Raw genomic sequence first — 19543 nt, 5'->3', positions numbered from 1 at the left:
CGGGCATGATGCGTCGTCAATCGGGGGCTGCGCTGCTGGCGGCGCTATTGCTGTCTGCCTGCGCCGGTGGCGTCATTCCGCAGGGTGGCCCCGCGCCGACCCGCCCCGCGCCATCGGGCGATGCCGCAACCCGGCCCACGCCCGCGACCCCGCGTCCCACCCTGCCGGTGGAACTTCCCGCCGAACCGGCGCTCGATCAGACGACGGCGGCTGGTCTGGGCGTCACCAAAGGCCCCGACATCGCCAGCCTGATCCCGTCGGGTGAACGCGCGCGGCTGGCGTTGCAGGCGTTCCGCTTGTCCTGCCCCACGCTCATGCGCCGCACCGACCAGAGCGGCCTGACGCGTGGGTCCGACTGGAACAACAGCTGCGCCGCCGCCTCCAGCTGGCCTGAAGCGTCGGCCAGCGAATTTTTCTCCCGCTATTTTGAAGCGGTGCAGGTGGGTGATGGCGGCGCTTTCGTCACCGGCTATTATGAACCGGAAATCGGCGGGTCGCGCACCCGTCAGCCGGGCTATGAAGTGCCCATCTATCGCCGCCCGACCGATCTGATCGATGTGGACCTTGGCCAGTTCAACGACAGCCTGAAGGGCAAGTCGATCCGCGGCAAGGTGAATGGCAGCAAATTCGTCCCCTATGACGATCGCAGCCAGATCGTCGGCGGATCGCTCGCAGGGCGCGGACTGGAACTGGCCTTCGCGGCCGATCCGGTCGAATTCTTCTTCCTTCAGGTGCAGGGTAGCGGCCGGCTGAACCTACCCGATGGCGGCGTCATGCGCATCGGCTATGACGGGCAGAATGGCCGCGACTATACCGGCATCGGCAAGCTGATGAAGGATCGTGGCCTGATCCAGGCCGGGTCCATGCAGGACATCATGCAATATCTGCGCGCCCACCCGGTCGAGGGCGCAGCGATCATGAACGAGAATAAGAGCTTCGTCTTCTTCCGCGAACTGACCGGCGCTGGGCCGCTGGGCGCGCTGGGCGTGCCGGTGACGCCCGAAGCGACCGTGGCGGCCGACCCGAAATTCATTCCGCTCGGCGCCCCGGTGCTGCTCTCGCTTGATCGCAGCGAACCCAATGGCATCTGGATCGCGCAGGATACCGGCGGCGCGATCAAGGGGGCCAATCGCTTCGACAGTTTCTGGGGCGCGGGTGCGCGGGCGCGGGGCATTGCCGGCGGCATGTCGGCACGCGGCAGCGCGCTCATCCTGCTGCCGATCGGATCGGCGGCGCGCCTTTCCAGACCCTGACCGATGGTCCGCCGACGGCTGTCCCAGGATGAGGAGGCGCTCTGGAACGCCCTGATCCGTAGCGTCCGGCCGATCCGACCTGGCGCACGATCCGCCCCGCTGCCCGCCACGGCGATCGCTCTGCCGGAGCCGCCTGCCGCCAAAACAGGGTTAACGCCCGTACCCCAGCGTCCGCTTGTCGCACCGCCGTCCAGAACCCCCGCCGCCGTTCTCGACAATGGGTGGGAACGGCGTATCCGTAGCGGCGCGATCACTCCCGACATGAGCATCGATCTGCATGGTCACACGCTCGCCATGGCGCATGCGCGCCTTGATCAGGCATTGGCGCAGGCCCTGTCGCGCGATGCCCGCGTGCTGCTGGTCGTGACCGGAAAACCGCCAAAAACTGTCCGAAATGGTGGGGAGGCGCGGCGCGGCGCGATCCGGGGAGAGATTGGTCATTGGCTTGAAACCAGCCCCTATGCCGATCGCATCGCCAGCGTGCGCGTCGCCCATCCGCGCCATGGCGGAGACGGCGCGCTCTACCTGATTTTGCGCCGCAAAAAATGACCCGCTTTTTGTACGCCGCGCTGACCTTTTCTTAACCACCGCCCTTCATACCCCTGTGATCGCGGGTCGATCCATGGCGGGGGAAGGGAGGCAGATGCAGGGCGTGACGTTGAAAAGCCGCGCCACGGCCTTTGCCTGCGCTGCGGGGGCGCTGGTCTTCATCCTGTCGCTGGTGCTGGGCTACAGCGCGGGTGCGCAGGATGATCTGTTGCAGATCGGCCGTTCGCTGATCATCGCCATATTGTGCGGCACCATGAGCTGGGCGTCGGCTCGCCGCTCCATCGCCACCACCGCCACCGCCATTGATGCGGCGACCGAACGCTTGCTGTCCGCCGCGCATGGCGATCTCCAGTCGGCGGTGTCCCCCGACATCCGTCAGGAACTGCCCGACCTGTCGGTGGCGATGGAAAGCCTGTTCAGTCAGGTTCGCACCAATCTGGACCATGTTCAGACGCTGGCCTTGTTCGACCAGATTACCGGCCTCGCCAACCGCACCAGCTTCTGCCGTCAGGTGGAAAGGCTGCTGGCGGAGCGCGAGGATAATGGCATGGCCGCCCTCTTCTTCATCGATCTGGACGGGTTCAAGGCGGTCAACGACACGCTGGGCCATGCGGCGGGCGACCAGTTGCTGGCGCGCGTTGCAGGCCGTCTGCGCGAAGTCGTGATGGCGCAGGTCAGCGCCGGCAGCGGCGACGCGGTCGTCGGCCGGCTGGCAGGCGATGAGTTTACGATGTTCTTCCCCCATTTGTCGGGCCGGGCGGCGGCGCAACGGATAGCGCGCGCCATCCAGTTTGCGCTGGGCGAACGCTTCGATCTGGGCAGCCAGCAGGTGGAACTGGGCGCGTCGATCGGCATTGCCTGCCATCCCGACCATGGCGCCACGCTGGTCGATCTGCTGCGCGCGGCCGACATCGCCATGTATCATGCCAAGCATCAGGGGCGCGGCCGGGCGGAAATCTATACCGACGAGCTGGCGCTGGCGGCCGAAGATCGCGCCGAACTGGAGCGCGAATTGCTCATCGGCCTGCAACGCGACGAATTTCTGCTGGAATTTCAGCCGCAGATCGATGTCGCCACCGGCCGCGCCACCACCGCCGAAGCGCTGGTGCGCTGGGCGCACCCGCAACGCGATCTTGTCATGCCCGGCGCTTTCGTGCCGATGGCGGAGGAAAGCGGCGCCATCGTCGCGCTGGGCGATTGGGTGATGGACCGGGTCTGCCGCACCGCCGCGCTCTGGGCGCAGGCGGGCGTCGACCAGCGGATTGCCGTGAATATTTCCACCCGCGAACTGGGGCAGCCCGATTTCTTCCTGCGGCTGCGCCACGCCATCGCCACGCATGCCGCGCCGCCCGCGATGCTGGAGCTGGAAATCACCGAATCGCTGGCGATGGAGATGGACCCGCGCATATTGGATCAGTTGCGTGCGCTGCGGCAGGACGGGGTGCGCATCGCCATAGACGATTTCGGCACCGGCTATTCCAACCTGTCGCGCCTGCGCGAACTGCCGGTCGACCGGGTCAAGATCGACCGCAGCCTGGTGCGCGACATCGCCACTTCGGCCGAAGCGCGCACCATCTGTTCAGCCGTCGTCGGCCTGATTCAGGGGCTGGGGATGGAAGTGGTGGTCGAGGGCATTGAAAATGAAGCGCAGATGGACGTGCTGCGCATCATCGGCTGCACCCTGTTCCAGGGCTATCACCTTGCCCGCCCGACGGGCGAGCAGGATTATCTGGCCCAGTTTGCCGGCCAGCCGTCCCTGCTGGCGCGGGATGCGGGGTAGGGGGAGCTTGTTTGGGCGGCTTTGCGGGCCGCCCTGCTGCCACCGTCAGCCCAGCGCCCGCTCCACCACCTGCGCATAGATGCGCTGCAAATCGCGCAAATCCTGCACCGCGACGGCTTCGTCCAGCTTGTGCATGGTCGCGTTATTGAGGCCGAATTCCGCCACCGGGCAGAGGCGTGACAGGAAGCGTGCGTCGGATGTGCCACCGGTGGTCGACAATTCCGTCTCCACCCCCGTCACATCGCGGATCGCCCCGCTGATCAGGTCGCTGAACGCGCCCGGCTGGGTCAGAAAGGATTCGCCGCTGATCCGCGCCTCCACCGTGCCGCCCTCGACGGCTGCAATCGACTTGATCCGCTCGATCAGCGACGCGCCGCTATGCTGGTCGTTGAAGCGGATCGAAATGCGCGCCGTCGCCGCGCCGGGGATGACATTATGGGCGGCGTTGCCGACTTCCAGATCGGTAATCTCGATATTGCTCGGCTGGAACCAGTCGGTCCCTTCGTCCAGCACTTCCGCTTCGATCGCCGTCAAAATCCGCACCAGCCTGGGGATCGGATTGTCGGCCAGATGCGGATAGGCGACATGGCCCTGGCTGCCGGCCACCCTGATCCACATATTCACCGACCCGCGCCGGCCGATCTTCACCACATCGCCCAGCCGCTGCGACGATGTCGGTTCGCCCACCAGGCACATGTCCGGGCGCAATTCGCGCGCCGCCATCCGGTCCATCAGCGCCAGTGTGCCATAGACCGCCGGCCCTTCCTCATCCCCGGTGATGATCAGGCTGATCGTGCCGGGCAGATCGTCGGGCAGATCGCTCAGCGCCGCGACGAAGGCCGCGATCGATCCCTTCATGTCCACAGCCCCGCGCCCGTAGAGCAGGTCGCCGCGAATCTCTGGCGCAAAAGGATCGCTGGCCCAACCCGGCCCCGGCGGCACGACGTCCAGATGCCCGGCAAAGGCGAAATGCGGCCCCGCGCCTGTCGTGCGCCATGCCAGCAGATTTTCGACCGGGCCATCGGGGGCCTCACCCACGACAAAGCGGTCGACGGTGAAGCCCAGCGGCGTCAGCATCGCTTCCAGTTCGGCGAAGACCGCGCCGGTCGCCGGGGTTACGGACGGACAGGCGAGCAGACGCTGCGCCAGCGCCACCACATCATCATTGCTGCTGGTCATGTTCATCGTGCCGCGTTAGCGAAAGCCTGCGCCCTTGGCCAGCGGCAGAAGGAGACCCCGCCCATGCCCCGCATCGATCTGGACGACATCGTTCAGAGCAACAGCACCGGCTATCCGGGCGATCATGCGGCGATCGTGGCGGGGCGCTGGGTGCGCCGGCTGGGTCTGGCGAGCGGCCTCACCGATTTCGGCGTCAGCCATGTCGTGCTGAAGCCGGGCGCGGCCTCCTCGCACCGCCACTGGCATGAGGATGAGGACGAGTTCGTCGTCCTGCTCGCGGGACGGGCGGTGCTGGTGGAAGAGGGCGCCCGCACGCCGATGCGGCCCGGCGACATGGCGGCCTTCCCGAAGGGAGAGCCGAATGGCCATCATCTGCTGAACGAAAGCGATGCGGATTGCGTGTTTCTGGCCTTCGGGCGTCCACCGGCAGGGGATTGCCATTATGCGGATATCGACCTTCTCTGGTCGGGCGGAGCCTACCGCCACAAGGATGGGAGCAATTATTGATGATGCAGACCGATCGGCGCGGATGGATGATGGGGCTGGGCGCGATGCTGGCGGCGGCGCAGGCGCCCGCCATGGCGGCAACGCCCGGGCTGGTGCGGCCGCCGCGGTTGAAGGAGGGCGACACCGTCGGCCTGATCGAACCGGCGGGCTTCACCGACGACGCCTTCGATCTTGATCTGGTCCGCGATACGATCAGGGCGATGGGGCTGAAGCCCAAGGATGCGCCGCATCTGGCCGACCGCTATGGCTATCTGGCGGGCACGGACGCGGATCGCGCGGCCGACGTCAACGCCATGTTCGCCGACCCCGATGTGCGGGCGGTGTTTGCGGTGCGCGGCGGCTGGGGCTGCGCGCGCATCCTGCCGCTGCTCGATTTCGCGACGATCCGTAAAAATCCCAAGCTGCTGATCGGCTATTCGGACATCACCGCCCTGCATCTCGCCTTCGCGGCGAAGGCGGGCTTCACCACCATCCACGGTCCGGTCGCCTCCAGCCGCTGGGGCCAATATAGTTGGGACGCTTTCCGCGCCGTCGCCTTCGATGCGGGAACGCCGACCTTCGCCAATCCGCAGGGGCATGAGGATCGACTGGCGCAGCGCATCGGGCGCGTCCGCACCTTCCGCCCCGGCGTGGCGCGCGGGCGGCTGCTGGGCGGCAACCTGACCGTATTGGCGGCGCTGATGGGCACGCCCTGGCTGCCCGATTTCAGCGGCGCGATCCTGTTTATCGAGGATATTGGCGAGCAACCCTATCGCATCGACCGGATGCTGACGCAGTTGAAGCTGGCCGGCGTGCTGGGCAAGCTCAAAGGCGTGGCCTTTGGCCAATGCACCGATTGCGGCGCGGCCGGGGCCAGCTATGGCGGCTTCACCCTGTCGGAAGTGCTGCAACAGCATCTGGAGCCGCTGGGCATCCCCGCCTTTCAGGGCGGCCAGTTCGGCCATGTCGCCGATCAATATAGCCTGCCCGTCGGCGTACAGGCGGAAATGGACGCCAGCACGGGAACCATCCGCCTGCTGGAACCGGCGGTCGCCTAGGTCTGATTCTACCTTGACCCGTTCGCTTCGAGCGAAGTCGAGAAGCGGATAACGCAGCGCGAGCGTTTCTCGACTTCGCTCGAAACGAACGGGGGGTGTTGGATTGGTTTAACGTCATCACGCTTCAGGCCAGCGCCTTGACCCAGAATTGCATGTCATGGTCGCTGTCCTGCTCTGCACCAACGTCGCGCCAGCCAAAGCGCGCCGTCAGCCCCTCGACCGGCGCAAAGCCGCGCTTGCGCCAGAAGGGGTCGAGCGGGCTGTAGTCGGCGGGGCGGGCAGGGTGGTCGGCCGGCCGCATGACCGCGCAGAAACTGGCCATGGCAAAGCCCAGCTCGCGCGCTTTCGCCTCGCGCCGGTCGAAAAATGCGTGGCCCACGCCATGGCCGCGCCATTCGGGCAGCAGCACCGATTCGCCGAAATAATAGACGCCTTTTATGTCGATCCCCCGCGCCTCGAACGGCGCTGCGAATGCGGCGGCATGATCGGCCATCGGCGCGGCGGTTGCGGCGCCCACCAGCCGGTCCCCGGCAAAGGCGCCGACGATCAGCGCGCCGGGACTGTTGGCATAGGCGGTCAGATAGTCGCGCTCATAGGCGCGTGCGCCTTCATAGAGATAGGGGAAGGCGCGAAAGACGGCGATGCGCAGGTCCGCCAGAGCGTCGAGCGCGGCCGCCAGCGCCGCGCCCGTCAGTTCCTCGATGCGCAGCGCTGCGGCGATAGCGCCTTACTCGCTGGTGTTGGCGGCGTTTTCGGCCGGCGCTTCTGCAGCATTGCTCGCATTGTCCGCCGCAGCCGCTTCACCGCCAGCCGCCGGCGCCGCATCGGCGGCGGGCAGCGGCAGGTTGGAACCCTGCGTATTCAGCCAGGCGATCAGGTTGGCGCGATCCGCTGGATTGCCAAGGCCCGCAAAGGTCATCTTGGTGCCGGGCGCAAATTCGCGCGGGCTTTTCAGCCAGTGATCCAGATTGTCGAAGCTCCATTCGCCGCCCTTGCTCTTGAGCGCGTCGGAGAAGGCGAAACCGCCCTTGCCCTGGCCGATCGGTTCGCCGACCGTGGCGTAGAGATTGGGGCCGATGCCGTTGGCGCCGCCCTGATTGACGGTGTGGCACGCCGCGCATTTGGCGAAGACCTTCTCGCCCGCCGCCACGTCGGCGCTGGCCAGCAGGCTGTTCAGGCTGGGGCCGCTGTCGCCGCCTTCGCTCTCCGTCTCGACGCCTTCAATGGCATAGCCCATTTTCTCGGGCCGTTCGGCATGGAAATATTTCGAACTGACGATCCCACCGCCCAATGCGATGATCCCCGCAAACAAAGCCCAGCCCGCCACGGTATTGAAACGATCGCCCATTTCGTTTGTCTTCCCTAAGATTTATGTTCTGGGGACTGTCGGACGCGCCCCCTCTTGTGCGTTGCCATAAAGGGGGATACGCGCAGGCGCAAGCCGGGTTCATCCCTATTGCATTGTCGGACCAAGCCAATGCTTGCGCGCACGCCCCGGAAATCCTAAGCGCACGCGCGTAAATGGAAAACTTTCCCGCCCCCGCCCGCGCCATCGTCGCGGACCTCGCCGCCAAGGCTGCGGCCGATCCGGCCCGCGCCGTCGCCTATCAGGGCGCGCCCGGCGCCAATTCGCATCTCGCCGCGCTCGGCTATGCGCCCGATTGCGTGCCGCTGCCCTGTTTCGCGTTCGAGGATGCGATCGATGCCGTGCGCAACGGGCAGGCGGCTCGCGCGATCATCCCGATCGAAAACAGCCTGCACGGCCGCGTGGCGGACATGCATTTCCTGCTGCCCGAATCGGGCCTGTCGATCATCGACGAATATTTTCTGCGCATTCGTCATTGCCTGATGGCGCCCGACACGACCCCGGTGAAAAGCGCGATCAGCCATCCGCAGGCGCTGGGCCAGTGCCGCCACTATCTGCGCGAACGCGGCATTCAGCCGGTCGCTTATGCCGATACGGCGGGCGCGGCCGCGCTGGTCGCCGAAACGCGCACGCCCGGCGAAGGCGCGATCGCGCCGTATCTGGCGGCCGAACTTTATGGCCTGCGTCTGGTTGCGGAAAATATCGAGGATAGCGACGATAATATGACGCGCTTTCTGGTGCTGTCGCGCGATCCGAAATTGCCCACGCCCCATGTCGGCCCGGTGATGACGACCTTCCTGTTCGAAGTGAAGAATGTCCCCGCCGCCCTCTACAAGGCGATGGGCGGCTTCGCCACCAATGGGGTCAACATGACCAAGCTGGAAAGCTATCAGCGCGGGGCGAGCTTCGCTGCGACCGAATTTTACTGCGACATCGAAGGGATGCCGGGCGACCCGGCGGTCGATCGCGCGCTCGCCGAACTGGAATTCCACACCAAATGGGTGCGGCAGCTGGGCAGCTATCGTCAGGCCCGCCCCCGCACTTAAGCGTGGCGCCCGGCGGTGAGGGGGCTATAGCCGTTTCATGGTCGCAGCCATCCTCCTGTCCGCCCTCGCGATGAGCGCCATCGTCGGCGTGCGCTATCTGCTGGCGAGCGGCGGCTTCGCGCTGGCGACGCGCATCCGCCAGCCGGGCCTCTACCGGGGGCTGGAAGGGCAGATGGGGCGGGAGATTGGCTGGTCGCTGCTGTCCGCCCTTATCTATGGCGTGCCGGCCGGCGTGGTCGCCTGGGGCTGGCAGGCGCGGGGCTGGACGCGGATCTACAGCGATGTGGACGCCTATCCGCTCTGGTGGTTGCCGCTGTCGGTGCTGCTCTATCTGATGGCGCATGACACATGGTTTTACTGGACGCATCGCTGGATGCACCGGCCCAAACTCTTCCGCATCGCCCATGCCGTTCATCATGCCAGCCGGCCGCCCACGGCCTGGGCGGCGATGAGTTTCCATCCGTGGGAGGCGCTGACCGGCGCGGTGGTGATCCCGGCGCTCGTCTTCCTCATCCCCATCCATGTCGCCGCGCTGGGATGCGTGCTGACGATCATGACGGTGATGGGCGTCAGCAATCATATGGGGTGGGAGATGTTTCCGCGCGCGATGGTGCGCGGGCCGATCGGCCGCTGGTTGATCACCGCCAGCCACCACCAGCGGCATCATGATCTTTATCGTTGTAATTATGGACTTTATTTCCGATTCTGGGACCGGCTATGCGGCACCGACAAGGGGTTGGGCGATTTCGTGAAGGGACGGGCGTGAAGCATTGGTTGTTGCTCGCCGCGTCGGCGGCGGGCCTGATCGGCGCGGCCCCGGTGGGCCAGCCCCAGCCGCTCAGCATGGCGCTGGCGGGGCTGCGCTCGACAAAGGGGCAGATTTTGGTGTGCGTAGCCCGTCTGCCCTCCTACTTCCCCGATTGCAGCAAAGACCCCGACAAGCGCCATTTCATCGTCCCGGCAAAGGGCGGCCCGGTGCCGCTGGGCCAGCTGGCGCCCGGCACTTACGCCATCGCCCTCATCCATGACGAAAATGGCAATGGGAAACTGGACACCTTCGCCGGCATCCCGCGCGAAGGGGTGGGCTTTTCGCGTAATCCCGTCCTGCGCTTTGGCGCGCCCAGCTTCCGGTCGGCCAGCTTCGCGGTCGCGGGCGGCGCGGTGGAACAGGATATAAAGCTCAAATATTTCCTCTGACGTCGCCGGGGAACATCCAGTCGCTTCAGAACATTATCCACCCTGAACAGCAAAACAGGGTCATTTCATGCATCGCTTTCACCGCCTGCTGGGCGCGACCGTCGTCGCGACCATGTCTTTCGCCGCGCCCGCCCTCGCGCAGGAGGAAGAACAGCATAGCAGCCTGACGGTCGGCCTGGGCCTCGCCGCCATCCCCAGCTATGAAGGGTCCGACGATTATCGCATGCTGCCCCTGCCGCAGGTGCGGGGCAAGGTGAAGGACCATAGTTTCTGGACCCGCGGCGCATCCGTCTATGTCGACGCCATCGCCGATCCCGAAGGCGAAGGATGGGATTTCGAACTGGGACCGATGGCAACCGTGCGCTTCGACCGGTCGAGCATCAAGAATATCCGCGACGATGCCGTGCGCGCACTGGGCAAGCGCGACGTGGCGGTGGAGGTGGGCGGCTTTGTCGGCATCGGCAAGACCGGCGTCATCACCAGCCCCTATGACATGTTGTCCGCCCGCGTCGCCGTGGCCAAGGATGTGGCCGGCGCGCATGACAGCTATGTCGTCACGCCGCAGATCGAATATATGACGCCGCTGTCGCGCACCGCCTTTGTCGGCATGGGCCTGTCGGCCGAATATGTCGGCAAGAAATATGGCCGCACCTATTTCGACATCAGCCCGGAAGAGGCGGTCGCCAGCGGCCTGCCCGCCTATGACGCGGCCGGCCGGGGTTCGGGCTTCAAGCGGGTGTCGCTCAGCCTGGCGGGCGGCAAGTCGCTGTCGGGCGATCTGCGCAAGGGCTGGGCGCTGTTCGCCGCGGGCAGCTATTCGCGGATGCTGGGCGACTATGCCGATTCGCCGGTCGTTTCGATCGCCGGATCGAAGAACCAATGGGTCGGCGCAGTGGGCATCGGCTACACATTCTGACCTGCCGCCTTGCACCCAAAGGGTGACGCGCCCCATATTGCGGTCTATGTGGCGGGCGAACCCGCATGGACAGCAGGAGATTAGAGCGTGGCGACCCTGGGATTGAGCGAGGCTGACAAGGCGGCCGTGGAGGCGTTTCGCCGTGATGTGGTCGATCCGTCGCGCACCAGCCTGGTGATCGTCGACTTCTGGGCCGAATGGTGCGGCCCGTGCAAGCAGCTCGCCCCGGTGATCGAAAAGGTGTGCGAGGAATATGCGCCCAAGGGCGTGAAGCTGGTCAAGGTGAATGTGGACGAAAATGGCTTCATCGCCAGCCAGTTCCGCGTCCAGTCCATCCCGACCGTCTATGCCGTGTTCCAGGGCCAGCCGGTCGCGGACCTCAGCCAGGCGCGCACCGAAGGCCAGCTGCGCCAATATCTGGACCAGCTGCTGTCGCAACTGCCGATCGAATCCGATGAAAAGGCGCTGAAGCAGGAAGTCGCCCCGCTGATCGCCATGGGCGAAGAGATGCTCGCCGGCGGCGAGTTCGAGCGCGCTCTGTCGGTCTTCACCCAGATTGCCGATATGGACCCGGACAATGCCGAAGTCGTGTCGGGCCAGGTTCGCGCGCTGGTGGCGCTGGGCCAGCTGGACGAAGCCGACGCGCTGCTGGGCGTGCTGCCTGAAGATGTGGCGAAACATGGCGCGATCAGTCAGGCGCGCGCCGCGCTGGCGCTGGCCCGCGATGCAAAGCCGGTGGCCGACCTGTCGGGCGTGGAAGCCAGGGTCGCCGCCGATGCCGACGATCATGCCGCGCGTTTCGAACTGGCCGAAGGGCTGATGGGCAATGGCGATCGCGATGGCGCGGCGCAGGCGCTGCTGGAAATCGTGCGGCGCGACCGGGCCTGGAATGACGGCGCGGCCAAGGCCCAGCTGCTCAAGATTTTCGAGGCGGTCGGTCTGGAAGATCCCTGGGTTGCGGCGCAGCGGCGCAAGCTGTCGCAGATCCTGTTTTCCTAAGTCCGATGCCCGTTACGCGCGTCTCTATCTTTCCCCTGTCCGGCGCGTTGCTGCTGCCGGGCATGGAGTTGCCGCTGCACATTTTCGAGCCGCGCTATCGCGCGCTGATCCATGATGTGATGGCGCGCGACCGGCGCATCGGCATGATCCAGCCGCGCGGGGAAGGCCCGGTGCCGCCGCTGTTCGATGTGGGCTGCCTGGGTCATGTCAGCCATATCGAGGCGCTGGACGATGGCCGGTTCAACATCATCCTGACCGGGCTGGCGCGGTTCCGGCTGGTGCGCGAACTGCCGGTGGCCACCCAGTTCCGGCAGATCGAGGCCGATGTGGAACAGGCCCCGCAGGAGGATGAGGTGCTGTCCGCCATCGAGCGGGCCGCGCTGGAACAGGAAGCGCGACGCTTTGCCGACATATTGGGCTATGTGGTGGACTGGACGGCGGTGTCGCGGCTGGACGACACGGCGCTGGTCAACGGCATCGCCCAGATCGCGCCCTTCGATCCCGCCGCCAAACAGACGCTGCTGGAGGCGGACAGCTTGTCCGATCGCTCAGAACGGATCATCCAGCTGATGCAGTTTGCCGGCCGGATCGAACGCGATGGCGGAGCGACGATGCAATGACCGATGCTGCGACCGCTACCGCGCCGATTGATCCCTGGCTGCTGGCCAAGCTGGTCTGCCCGGTGACGCGTACCCCGTTGCGCTGGGACGCGGCGCGCGGTGCATTGCTGTCCGACGCGGCGGGCCTTGCCTATCCGGTGCGCGATGGCGTGCCCGTGCTGGTGGTGCGCGAAGCATTGGCGATCTGAAACCCGCATCCTTCTCCCGGTTAGGCGAAGTTGGATGAGGGTAAGCGCGCCGAAAGCATACGCCACCCCTCATTTGAATGACGCAATGCACTCCACTTCCAGCGGCGCGCCCAGCGCAAGGCCGTTGGCGCCAAAGGCGCTGCGCGCGGGCAGGCGCTTGCCGTCGAAATAGGGAAGATAGGCCGCGTTGAACCGGGGCCAGTCGGCCATATCGCCCAGCATCACTGTGCATTTGACGACATGGCCGAAGTCCAGGCCATTATCCTTCAATATCCGGCCGATCGAATCCATCGCGCCCTTCACCGCCGCGTCAAACCCTTCCTTGTGCCGGTCCATCCCCTCAGGCACCTGTCCGATCTGGCCCGACAGGAACAATATGTCGCCCGCCCGCACCGCCGGGGAGAAAGGCAGCTTGGCCGGCAGAGGTTGCGGAGCGGGGGCGGGTTGGGCCGATGCGGCGACGGGCATTGCCAGCAACAGGGCGGTGAGGAGCAGGCGCTTCATAAATCTCTCCCTACAAATACAGGATCAGGCGCGTGGCAGCGCGGCTAGCAGGCGGTCCACGTCATTTTTGTCGTTGAAGACCGACGGGGCAATGCGGAAATGATGATCATGCAGCGAAATGCGCACCTGCGCCTTCGCCAGCGGCGCGCTCAGATGCGCCTTTGCGTCAGGGTGCAGGGCGGTCAGTATCGGGCCTTGCGTTCCCGGCGGGGTGATGATGCGATAGCCCTTGTCGCTTAGCCCCTCGCGCAACGGCGCGATCAGGCTCTGTGCATGGGCCTGGATCGCGCTCACGCCGACCCGGCCGATATAATCCAGCCCATGGTCGATGGCGGCGACGACCGACTGGGCATAGGTGCCGGTGCCGAAATGGCCGAGCGCGCCGGGGCGGACGCCATAGCTGACCGGCGCGCCGGAACCGGGCGGGTCCATCGGATAGATATGGGTTTGCGGGGGCGACAGGCCGATGCCGGGCGCCGCGTCTGGCGCGCAAAAGCCATAATAGCCGAAATCGGCCCGTGGCAGCGCGTCCAGCACGCCGCGCCGGGCATAGAGGAAGCCAAGGCCGAAATCCCCCATCAGCCATTTATAGGTGGCGCAGGCGGCGAAATCGACGCCGCTGCCATGCAGGTCCACCGGCACGGCGCCGGCCGCGTGGATGATGTCGGCATAGACAAGGGCGCCCACGCCATGGGCCAGATCGCATACCGCCCTCAAGTCGTGGTGAAAGCCATTATAGGTGGACAGGAGCGACAGGCTGACCAGTTTCGTGCCGGGCGTGATCGCTCTGGCCATGTCCTCCATCGCGATGCGGCCGTCGCGCGCCTGCACCCAGGCGACATCCACCCCCTGTTTGGTCAGTTCCAGATATAGGGGGAAACCGGCGTAGAAATGAAGCGTGTCGGTGACGATGCGGCCGCCATCATGGGGAAAGCCCAGCGCGCGCAGCACTGCCTGTTCGCCCATGGTGGTGGATTGAACCCAGGTCACTTCGTCCGGGTCGGCATGCACCAACCGGGCGAATTTGGCGATGGTGGCGGCGCGGTCGACGGGCGGACGGGCAGCGGCCGCCGGGTCCAGTGTGCGGCCCGCGACATAGGCGTCCATCGCCGCGCGCGCGCCCAGGCTGACGGGATGGGTCGAAGCGCTGTCGAGATAGGCGATCGGGGTTGGCGCAAAACTGGCTTTATCGGGAAGGCTCGGGGCAGACGGAGGGGAGGCTGCGCGGACGGCCTGTCCTGCGATCGGGGCGGCCATGGCGGCGGCGATGGCGTCGCGGCGGCTGAAACGCATGATCCTGTCTCCTCCCTCCCATAGCAAAAGGGCCGGTCCTGCGCGGACCGGCCCTTTCCTTCATGACCTCAGATCAGAATTTGAAGTCGATACGAGCGTAATAATAACCACCCGACGTGCCATAGGCGCCATGGCCATAGGGCGAATTATAGGTGGTGCTGCCGTTTACATAGGGCGAAACGCCCGGCGCGATGGTGTATCCGGCCAACAGCTTGGGCACTTCGGGCCGCTTATTGAACAGGTTGTTCGCACCAATGGAGACAGTGACCGAGTCCGTGAAGTCGTAGCCGGCTTCCAGGTCGGTGATGGCGGTCGCCTTCACCACGCCGGTGAAGGACGGTGCGCCGCTGATCGCCGGGAACACCAGGATGCTGGAGCTGCCATAGAAGGTTTCACGCAGGTTCAGGCTGAACTTGCCGCTGGTGAACAGGCCGCCCCAACCGATCTTATAGTCGGGCGATGCGTCTTCCAGATAGCTGACCGACTGGGCGCTGAAGAGGCCGGGGATGCGGTTCTTCGTCACCTTGGTCTTGGTGTAGTTCGCCGCAAGCGTCAGATCGAGCCGACCGAAGTCGAACATGACCGGATAGCTTGCCGAGAAGTCGAGGCCCATGGTGCGGGTGTCGACGCCATTGGTGAAGGTCGCGACGCCCAGGTTGGGCACATTGTCGATCGCCACGCCGCGTGCGGCGATGGCGTCGAGAACCTGCTGGCCGGTCGGGACGCCCGTGGCGGCGTTGCCCGGCTGGATCACGCCGTTGACGGTGCCGCGGATCTGCGCGGTGCCGGCGATGCGATCCTTGATCTTGATGTAGTAACCATCAAGGGTGACGGCCAGCTTGGGGATCGGACGCAACACGATGCCGGCCGAGAAGTTGGTCGACTTTTCCGGTTTCAGAGCGCTGAAGCCCAGCAACTGCGCAGCGGCCGAGGATGGCGGCAACTGAAGCACGGCGCCGGTCGGGCTGACGTTGGTGGCCGAATAATTGCCTTCCTGAAGCGTCGGAGCGCGGAAGCCCGTGCTGGCCGTGCCGCGGATGGCGATCGCGTCGTTGAAGTCATAGCGCGTCGTGATCTTGCCGATGCTGGTATCGCCAAAATCGCTATAATCTTCGTAGCGGCCGGCGATGTCGACGGTCCAGCGGTCCACCGGCTCCAGGATGACGTTGGCATAGACCGCCTTCACATGACGGCCGAATGTGCCGGCGTCGCTGGCCTGATAGCCGGGGAAGGACTGGCCGCCTTCCAGATAGGTGGAGCCTTCGTCGCCCGCGCCGATCGTGTAGCGTTCGCGGCGATATTCACCACCAAAGGCAAAAGTCAGCGGACCGGCCATGCCGGCGTCGAATTCCTTGCGGATGTCGAGCGTCGTCGTCAGCTGGGTCAGCTTGAACATGCCGTCATAGAAGTCGGTCGGGGTGAAGCCGGTGTTCTGGTAGAGCGAACGGTTGGCGGAATCGATCGTGTAGATCTGGTTCTTGTCCGAACCATAGGTCACGCCAAAGTCGTAGTTCCAGTCCGCCACATCACCGCGCACGCCGCCGGTGATGCTATATTCGTCCTGCACCACCTTCTGCTGCGGCACCATGCCGTTGATGCCGGTGTCGCCAAGGCAGAGGCTGGGATCATAGGGGGCGGTGGTGATGCTGCCGCCCGTATTGGTGGGCACGCGGCAGATGCGCGAGGGGTGACGATAACCCTGTTTGGCATAGCCTACGCGGTGCGAGATGTCGCCGAAGCTGTAGAATTCGATGCCGCCGAAATCATAGCCCATATTGTAGAAGAGCAGGCTGAGTTCCGACTTGGCCTGGCCGCCGTTGATGCCGGCCAGCGCGTCGCCCGACAGGTTCGACCATTGGGCCGGGACGGTGGGTTGCAACGTGCCGTCAGGCTTGGTGATCTGGACCTGGCCGGTGCCGGTCGAGGTATAGTCCTGACGACGATGGAAAGCGGTGACGTTGAAGAAGCCGTCTTCGCCCAGCTTGAATCCGGCGTTGCCGCTGACGCTGAACAATTCGCCTTCGCTGTCATAATATTGACCGCCGGTCATCTTGAAGCTGCCGCCTTCGGTCTGATCCTTCAGGATCAGGTTGATGACGCCGGCGATCGCGTCCGTGCCATATTGGGCGGCGGCGCCGTCCTGAAGGATTTCGATATGGTCGACGGCGTCTGGCGGAATCAGGTCGATGCTGGGCGCGGCCGAACCCTGGAACGGGCCTGCGATGACCTGAAGAATGGAGGAGCCATGACGGCGCTTGCCGTTGACCATGACCAGCGTGTGGTTGGGGCTAAGGCCGCGCAGACGGGCCGACAGGGCGAAGTTCGACATGTCGGTGCCCTGGGTCTGGGCGGTGAAGCTCGGCACGATCTGGGTCAGCGCCTGATTGAGGTTGGGCTGGCCAACCTTCGCCAGCGCCGCTTCGCCCAGCACCTGGACGGGTGCGGCGCTGTCTGCGGCGGACATGCCCACGGCGCGCGTGCCGGTCACGATGATGGCGGCGCCGTCATCGGTCTGCGGTTCCTGCGGCGCATCCTGCGCCATGGCGCAGGCCGACCAGGACGAAGCCAGAATAAGAGAAAGTTTAAGCGCGGAAAGTCGCGTCATTCATGCCCCCTGTTTATGCATTATGGATGACAAGGGGGTTGAACGATGGGGGGTGTTAAAGCCGCTATTGCACTGCACAAAATTTTGTCAAAAAGCGCTGATATTCCTGAATTTATTGCTCATTTGTAAAAACTGTAGCTTGCCTGCACTAGTGTCGGGGCAAAATTGATTGCAGGGCCGTCGCCGTTGATGCGGCATGGCGGATTTTTCGTCTTGCTTCGTTTTATGAACGCCCTTCTTCTTTCAGGACGCCATGGCCGCATCGATCAGCGCTTTCGCCTCGGCGCCCTCCCAATCCAGCGCGCCGATCACGCGGACCATTTCCTTGCCCTGCCGGTCATAGATGATCGTGGTGGGCAACAGGCCGGTGGCATAGGCGAAGCCCAGTTGCGTCTCCGGGTCGGCATAGGCGCGCAAATGGGGCAGCTTGTGCTTTTCGAAAAAGGGCTTTGCCGCCTTCAGCCCCTGATTGTCCTGCGATATGGTGAGCACAGCCATCCCCTTTGGCCCATAGGCGGCGGCGATCCGGTCGAGCGTGGGCATTTCCGCGATGCAGGGCGCGCACCATGTCGCCCACAGATTGACCAGCATCGGCTTGCCGGCAAAGTCCTGCAACGTCTTTTCGCCGCCATCGGGATCAAGGAAGGCGAAGGCGGGGGCAGGGGTGCCGGCCTTGCTGCGATCCAGTCGATAGACCGGCTCCGCCTTCGCGCCGTTGCCGGTCGCTTCACCCGATGTGGGCGCAACCTCGCCGCTGCTGGCTGCATTATCTTGCTCCGGGGCTTGGGATTGCCTATCGCAGGCCGCCAGAGCGGCAGGCAGGAGCAGTATCATTAGCGCGCGGAATGACATCACGGAAACAGGCTCCAACAGCATGTGGGGCGGCCGGTTCGCGGCCGGCCCGGCATCGATCATGCGAGAGATAAATGCCTCCATCCCCTTCGACAAGCGATTGTGGAAACAGGATGTCGCCGGGTCGAAAGCGCATGTCGCGATGCTGGCCAAACAGGGCATCGTGTCGCAGGACGATGCGCATGCGATCACCGCCGGTCTCGACACCATCGCCGCCGAATATGAAGCCAATGGCGTGCCGGTCAATCTGGACCTGGAAGACATCCATATGGTCACGGAGTCGCGCCTTGCCGAACTGATCGGCCCGGCGGCCGGCCGTCTGCACACTGCGCGCAGCCGCAATGATCAGGTGGCGACCGATTTCCGCCTCTGGGTGCGCGACGCCATTGACGAGGTGGAGGCGGGCCTGCTTGGCCTTCAGCGCGCGCTGGTGGCGCGGGCGGAGGAAAATGCCGATGCGGTGATGCCCGGCTTCACCCATCTGCAATCCGCGCAGCCGGTGACTTTGGGCCATCATCTGATGGCCTATTATGAAATGGTGCGCCGCGATCGCAGCCGCTTTGCCGATGCGCGCGCGCGCCTCAATGAGTGCCCGCTGGGCGCGGCGGCGCTGGCCGGCACCGGCTTCCCGACCGATCGCCACATGACGGCCGCCGCGCTGGGCTTCGCCAAGCCGACCGACAACAGCCTCGACAGCGTGTCCGATCGCGACTTCGCGCTCGATTATCTGATGGCCGCGACCCAGGCGTCGCTGCACCTGTCGCGCCTGGCCGAAGAGTTCATCATCTGGGCCAGCCAGCCCTTCGGCTTCGTGAAACTGCCCGACGCCTATTCGACCGGCAGCTCGATCATGCCGCAGAAGCGCAATCCCGATGCGGCCGAACTGGTGCGCGGCCATGCCGGTCGCATCATGGGCTGCATGACCGCGCTGTGCGTTACGATGAAGGGCCTGCCGCTCGCTTATTCGAAGGATATGCAGGACGACAAGCCGCCCGTGTTCGAAGCGCACGATCTGCTGGGCCTGTCGATTGCGGCGATGACCGGCATGATCGAAACGGTGACGTTCCGCACCGACCGGATGCGCGGCCTGGCCGAAAGCGGCTTTGCGACCGCCACCGACCTTGCCGACTGGCTGGTGCGCGAAGGCGGCATTCCTTTCCGCGAGGCGCATCATATCACCGGCCGCGCGGTCGCGGCTGCGGAGGCGGCGGCCGTGCCGCTCGACCAGTTGCCGCTGGAAACGCTGAAAGACATCGATGCGCGCATCGACGATCGCATCTATGCGGTGCTCACCGTCGATGCCTCGGTCGCCAGCCGCCAGAGCCATGGCGGCACCGCGCCCACGCAGGTCCGCGCGCGCATCGCCGACGCAAAGAAGGAACTGGGATGACACGCATGCGCACGCTCGCCGGGCTGGGCCTGATGGCGATCGCCCTGACCGCCTGTGGCGGGCGTCAGCCGCTCAAACCCGTGCAGGGCCAGAATCTGCCGGCGGTGCCGGTGGGCGCCGCGACCGCTCCGACCGCCGCCGACCTGATGCAGCCTTCCATTCAGGCGCGCCCGGAACGCAACGTCGAACTGCTCACCCAATCGCGCCAGCGCGGCAATGACGAATTCGACCTGCCGCCCGAAAAGGCGCCGAAGTAAGTTAA

Annotated in this window: 21 protein-coding genes; 14 read left to right on the top strand and 7 right to left on the bottom strand. The window is 65.3% G+C overall.

Annotated elements, in window-relative coordinates:
• Window positions 1-5 precede the first annotated feature (5 nt).
• From mltA to ACFOKF_RS15245, 3 genes are all read left to right on the top strand, one after another.
• Window positions 6-1253: a murein transglycosylase A gene (mltA, locus tag ACFOKF_RS15255; protein WP_380796699.1), complete on the top strand. Its 1248-nt coding sequence runs from the start codon at window positions 6-8 to the stop codon at window positions 1251-1253.
• Window positions 1254-1256: 3 nt separating this feature from the next.
• On the top strand, window positions 1257-1802 hold the full coding sequence (locus ACFOKF_RS15250; protein ID WP_380796697.1) for a Smr/MutS family protein: 546 nt from the start codon (window positions 1257-1259) through the stop codon (window positions 1800-1802).
• Window positions 1803-1896: 94 nt separating this feature from the next.
• Complete coding sequence (locus ACFOKF_RS15245) at window positions 1897-3582, top strand: putative bifunctional diguanylate cyclase/phosphodiesterase (protein ID WP_380797827.1); 1686 nt, start codon at window positions 1897-1899, stop codon at window positions 3580-3582.
• A gap of 45 nt (window positions 3583-3627) precedes the next feature.
• Here the strand turns inward: ACFOKF_RS15245 and dapE are convergent, their stop codons facing one another.
• On the bottom strand, window positions 3628-4767 hold the full coding sequence (gene dapE / locus ACFOKF_RS15240) for a succinyl-diaminopimelate desuccinylase (protein WP_380796695.1): 1140 nt from the start codon (window positions 4765-4767) through the stop codon (window positions 3628-3630).
• A 57-nt stretch (window positions 4768-4824) separates the two neighbouring features.
• On the opposite strand from dapE, the gene ACFOKF_RS15235 reads away from it, so the two are divergent.
• Both ACFOKF_RS15235 and ACFOKF_RS15230 read left to right on the top strand, forming a co-directional pair.
• A complete protein-coding gene (locus tag ACFOKF_RS15235; RefSeq protein ID WP_380796693.1) occupies window positions 4825-5268 on the top strand; it encodes a cupin domain-containing protein in 444 nt (147 codons plus the stop codon).
• Window positions 5269-5270: 2 nt separating this feature from the next.
• A complete protein-coding gene (locus ACFOKF_RS15230) occupies window positions 5271-6305 on the top strand; it encodes a S66 peptidase family protein (protein WP_380797826.1) in 1035 nt (344 codons plus the stop codon).
• A gap of 124 nt (window positions 6306-6429) precedes the next feature.
• Here ACFOKF_RS15230 and ACFOKF_RS15225 read toward each other — a convergent pair whose 3' ends face one another.
• Together ACFOKF_RS15225 and ACFOKF_RS15220 are read right to left on the bottom strand one after the other, a co-directional pair.
• Window positions 6430-6999 carry a GNAT family N-acetyltransferase gene (locus ACFOKF_RS15225; RefSeq protein ID WP_380797825.1) on the bottom strand — a complete coding sequence of 190 codons (570 nt, stop codon included), beginning with the start codon at window positions 6997-6999 and terminating at the stop codon, window positions 6430-6432.
• A gap of 33 nt (window positions 7000-7032) precedes the next feature.
• Window positions 7033-7653, bottom strand: a complete 621-nt coding sequence (locus ACFOKF_RS15220) for a c-type cytochrome (RefSeq protein ID WP_380796691.1) — start codon at window positions 7651-7653, stop codon at window positions 7033-7035.
• A gap of 173 nt (window positions 7654-7826) precedes the next feature.
• On the opposite strand from ACFOKF_RS15220, the gene ACFOKF_RS15215 reads away from it, so the two are divergent.
• From ACFOKF_RS15215 to ACFOKF_RS15185, 7 genes are all read left to right on the top strand, one after another.
• The gene (locus ACFOKF_RS15215) at window positions 7827-8717 is read left to right on the top strand and encodes a prephenate dehydratase (protein ID WP_380796689.1); all 891 of its coding nucleotides are present in this window, start codon (window positions 7827-7829) and stop codon (window positions 8715-8717) included.
• 37 nt (window positions 8718-8754) lie between these two features.
• The gene (locus ACFOKF_RS15210) at window positions 8755-9483 is read left to right on the top strand and encodes a sterol desaturase family protein (protein ID WP_380796687.1); all 729 of its coding nucleotides are present in this window, start codon (window positions 8755-8757) and stop codon (window positions 9481-9483) included.
• A 77-nt stretch (window positions 9484-9560) separates the two neighbouring features.
• Window positions 9561-9914 (top strand): DUF2141 domain-containing protein, encoded by a 354-nt coding sequence (locus tag ACFOKF_RS15205; RefSeq protein WP_380797824.1) that lies wholly within the window; start codon window positions 9561-9563, stop codon window positions 9912-9914.
• A 67-nt stretch (window positions 9915-9981) separates the two neighbouring features.
• The gene (locus tag ACFOKF_RS15200) at window positions 9982-10830 is read left to right on the top strand and encodes a MipA/OmpV family protein (protein WP_380796686.1); all 849 of its coding nucleotides are present in this window, start codon (window positions 9982-9984) and stop codon (window positions 10828-10830) included.
• Window positions 10831-10917: 87 nt separating this feature from the next.
• On the top strand, window positions 10918-11829 hold the full coding sequence (locus ACFOKF_RS15195; protein ID WP_380796684.1) for a tetratricopeptide repeat protein: 912 nt from the start codon (window positions 10918-10920) through the stop codon (window positions 11827-11829).
• A gap of 5 nt (window positions 11830-11834) precedes the next feature.
• Entirely contained in the window at window positions 11835-12449 is a 615-nt protein-coding gene (locus ACFOKF_RS15190) for an LON peptidase substrate-binding domain-containing protein (protein ID WP_380796682.1), read from the top strand.
• Window positions 12446-12637, top strand: a complete 192-nt coding sequence (locus tag ACFOKF_RS15185; RefSeq protein WP_380796680.1) for a Trm112 family protein — start codon at window positions 12446-12448, stop codon at window positions 12635-12637. Before ACFOKF_RS15190 ends, ACFOKF_RS15185 begins: the two co-directional genes overlap by 4 nt.
• Window positions 12638-12706: 69 nt before the next feature.
• On the opposite strand, the gene ACFOKF_RS15180 is transcribed toward ACFOKF_RS15185, so the two are convergent.
• From ACFOKF_RS15180 to ACFOKF_RS15165, 4 genes are all read right to left on the bottom strand, one after another.
• The gene (locus tag ACFOKF_RS15180; protein WP_380796678.1) at window positions 12707-13141 is read right to left on the bottom strand and encodes a RidA family protein; all 435 of its coding nucleotides are present in this window, start codon (window positions 13139-13141) and stop codon (window positions 12707-12709) included.
• 24 nt (window positions 13142-13165) lie between these two features.
• On the bottom strand, window positions 13166-14434 hold the full coding sequence (locus ACFOKF_RS15175) for an aminotransferase class V-fold PLP-dependent enzyme (protein WP_380796676.1): 1269 nt from the start codon (window positions 14432-14434) through the stop codon (window positions 13166-13168).
• A gap of 73 nt (window positions 14435-14507) precedes the next feature.
• The gene (locus ACFOKF_RS15170) at window positions 14508-17039 is read right to left on the bottom strand and encodes a TonB-dependent receptor plug domain-containing protein (RefSeq protein ID WP_380796674.1); all 2532 of its coding nucleotides are present in this window, start codon (window positions 17037-17039) and stop codon (window positions 14508-14510) included.
• A gap of 243 nt (window positions 17040-17282) precedes the next feature.
• Window positions 17283-17873 carry a TlpA family protein disulfide reductase gene (locus ACFOKF_RS15165; protein ID WP_380797823.1) on the bottom strand — a complete coding sequence of 197 codons (591 nt, stop codon included), beginning with the start codon at window positions 17871-17873 and terminating at the stop codon, window positions 17283-17285.
• Window positions 17874-17913: 40 nt separating this feature from the next.
• On the opposite strand from ACFOKF_RS15165, the gene argH reads away from it, so the two are divergent.
• Window positions 17914-19281 carry an argininosuccinate lyase gene (gene argH, locus ACFOKF_RS15160; RefSeq protein WP_380796672.1) on the top strand — a complete coding sequence of 456 codons (1368 nt, stop codon included), beginning with the start codon at window positions 17914-17916 and terminating at the stop codon, window positions 19279-19281.
• Complete coding sequence (locus ACFOKF_RS15155) at window positions 19278-19538, top strand: hypothetical protein (protein ID WP_380796670.1); 261 nt, start codon at window positions 19278-19280, stop codon at window positions 19536-19538. Before argH ends, ACFOKF_RS15155 begins: the two co-directional genes overlap by 4 nt.
• Window positions 19539-19543 lie beyond the last annotated feature (5 nt).

Source organism: Sphingobium rhizovicinum, assembly GCF_042647625.1.
GTDB classification, from domain to species: Bacteria; Pseudomonadota; Alphaproteobacteria; order Sphingomonadales; family Sphingomonadaceae; genus Sphingobium; species Sphingobium rhizovicinum.
The sequence above is the reverse complement of the archived record's forward strand: the minus strand, read 5'-3'. Positions and strand labels throughout refer to the sequence as shown.

Excerpts from the sequence above, each read along its gene's own strand:
- mltA (WP_380796699.1), top strand. The coding sequence starts at position 6 with ATGATGCGTCGTCAATCGGGGGCTGCGCTGCTGGCGGCGCTATTGCTG.
- ACFOKF_RS15250 (WP_380796697.1), top strand. The coding sequence starts at position 1,257 with ATGGTCCGCCGACGGCTGTCCCAGGATGAGGAGGCGCTCTGGAACGCC.
- ACFOKF_RS15245 (WP_380797827.1), top strand. The coding sequence starts at position 1,897 with ATGCAGGGCGTGACGTTGAAAAGCCGCGCCACGGCCTTTGCCTGCGCT.
- dapE (WP_380796695.1), bottom strand. The coding sequence starts at position 4,767 with ATGAACATGACCAGCAGCAATGATGATGTGGTGGCGCTGGCGCAGCGT.
- ACFOKF_RS15235 (WP_380796693.1), top strand. The coding sequence starts at position 4,825 with ATGCCCCGCATCGATCTGGACGACATCGTTCAGAGCAACAGCACCGGC.
- ACFOKF_RS15230 (WP_380797826.1), top strand. The coding sequence starts at position 5,271 with ATGCAGACCGATCGGCGCGGATGGATGATGGGGCTGGGCGCGATGCTG.
- ACFOKF_RS15220 (WP_380796691.1), bottom strand. The coding sequence starts at position 7,653 with ATGGGCGATCGTTTCAATACCGTGGCGGGCTGGGCTTTGTTTGCGGGG.
- ACFOKF_RS15215 (WP_380796689.1), top strand. The coding sequence starts at position 7,827 with ATGGAAAACTTTCCCGCCCCCGCCCGCGCCATCGTCGCGGACCTCGCC.
- ACFOKF_RS15210 (WP_380796687.1), top strand. The coding sequence starts at position 8,755 with ATGGTCGCAGCCATCCTCCTGTCCGCCCTCGCGATGAGCGCCATCGTC.
- ACFOKF_RS15205 (WP_380797824.1), top strand. The coding sequence starts at position 9,561 with ATGGCGCTGGCGGGGCTGCGCTCGACAAAGGGGCAGATTTTGGTGTGC.
- ACFOKF_RS15200 (WP_380796686.1), top strand. The coding sequence starts at position 9,982 with ATGCATCGCTTTCACCGCCTGCTGGGCGCGACCGTCGTCGCGACCATG.
- ACFOKF_RS15190 (WP_380796682.1), top strand. The coding sequence starts at position 11,835 with ATGCCCGTTACGCGCGTCTCTATCTTTCCCCTGTCCGGCGCGTTGCTG.
- ACFOKF_RS15185 (WP_380796680.1), top strand. The coding sequence starts at position 12,446 with ATGACCGATGCTGCGACCGCTACCGCGCCGATTGATCCCTGGCTGCTG.
- ACFOKF_RS15180 (WP_380796678.1), bottom strand. The coding sequence starts at position 13,141 with ATGAAGCGCCTGCTCCTCACCGCCCTGTTGCTGGCAATGCCCGTCGCC.
- ACFOKF_RS15175 (WP_380796676.1), bottom strand. The coding sequence starts at position 14,434 with ATGCGTTTCAGCCGCCGCGACGCCATCGCCGCCGCCATGGCCGCCCCG.
- ACFOKF_RS15170 (WP_380796674.1), bottom strand. The coding sequence starts at position 17,039 with ATGACGCGACTTTCCGCGCTTAAACTTTCTCTTATTCTGGCTTCGTCC.
- ACFOKF_RS15165 (WP_380797823.1), bottom strand. The coding sequence starts at position 17,873 with ATGATACTGCTCCTGCCTGCCGCTCTGGCGGCCTGCGATAGGCAATCC.
- argH (WP_380796672.1), top strand. The coding sequence starts at position 17,914 with ATGTGGGGCGGCCGGTTCGCGGCCGGCCCGGCATCGATCATGCGAGAG.
- ACFOKF_RS15155 (WP_380796670.1), top strand. The coding sequence starts at position 19,278 with ATGACACGCATGCGCACGCTCGCCGGGCTGGGCCTGATGGCGATCGCC.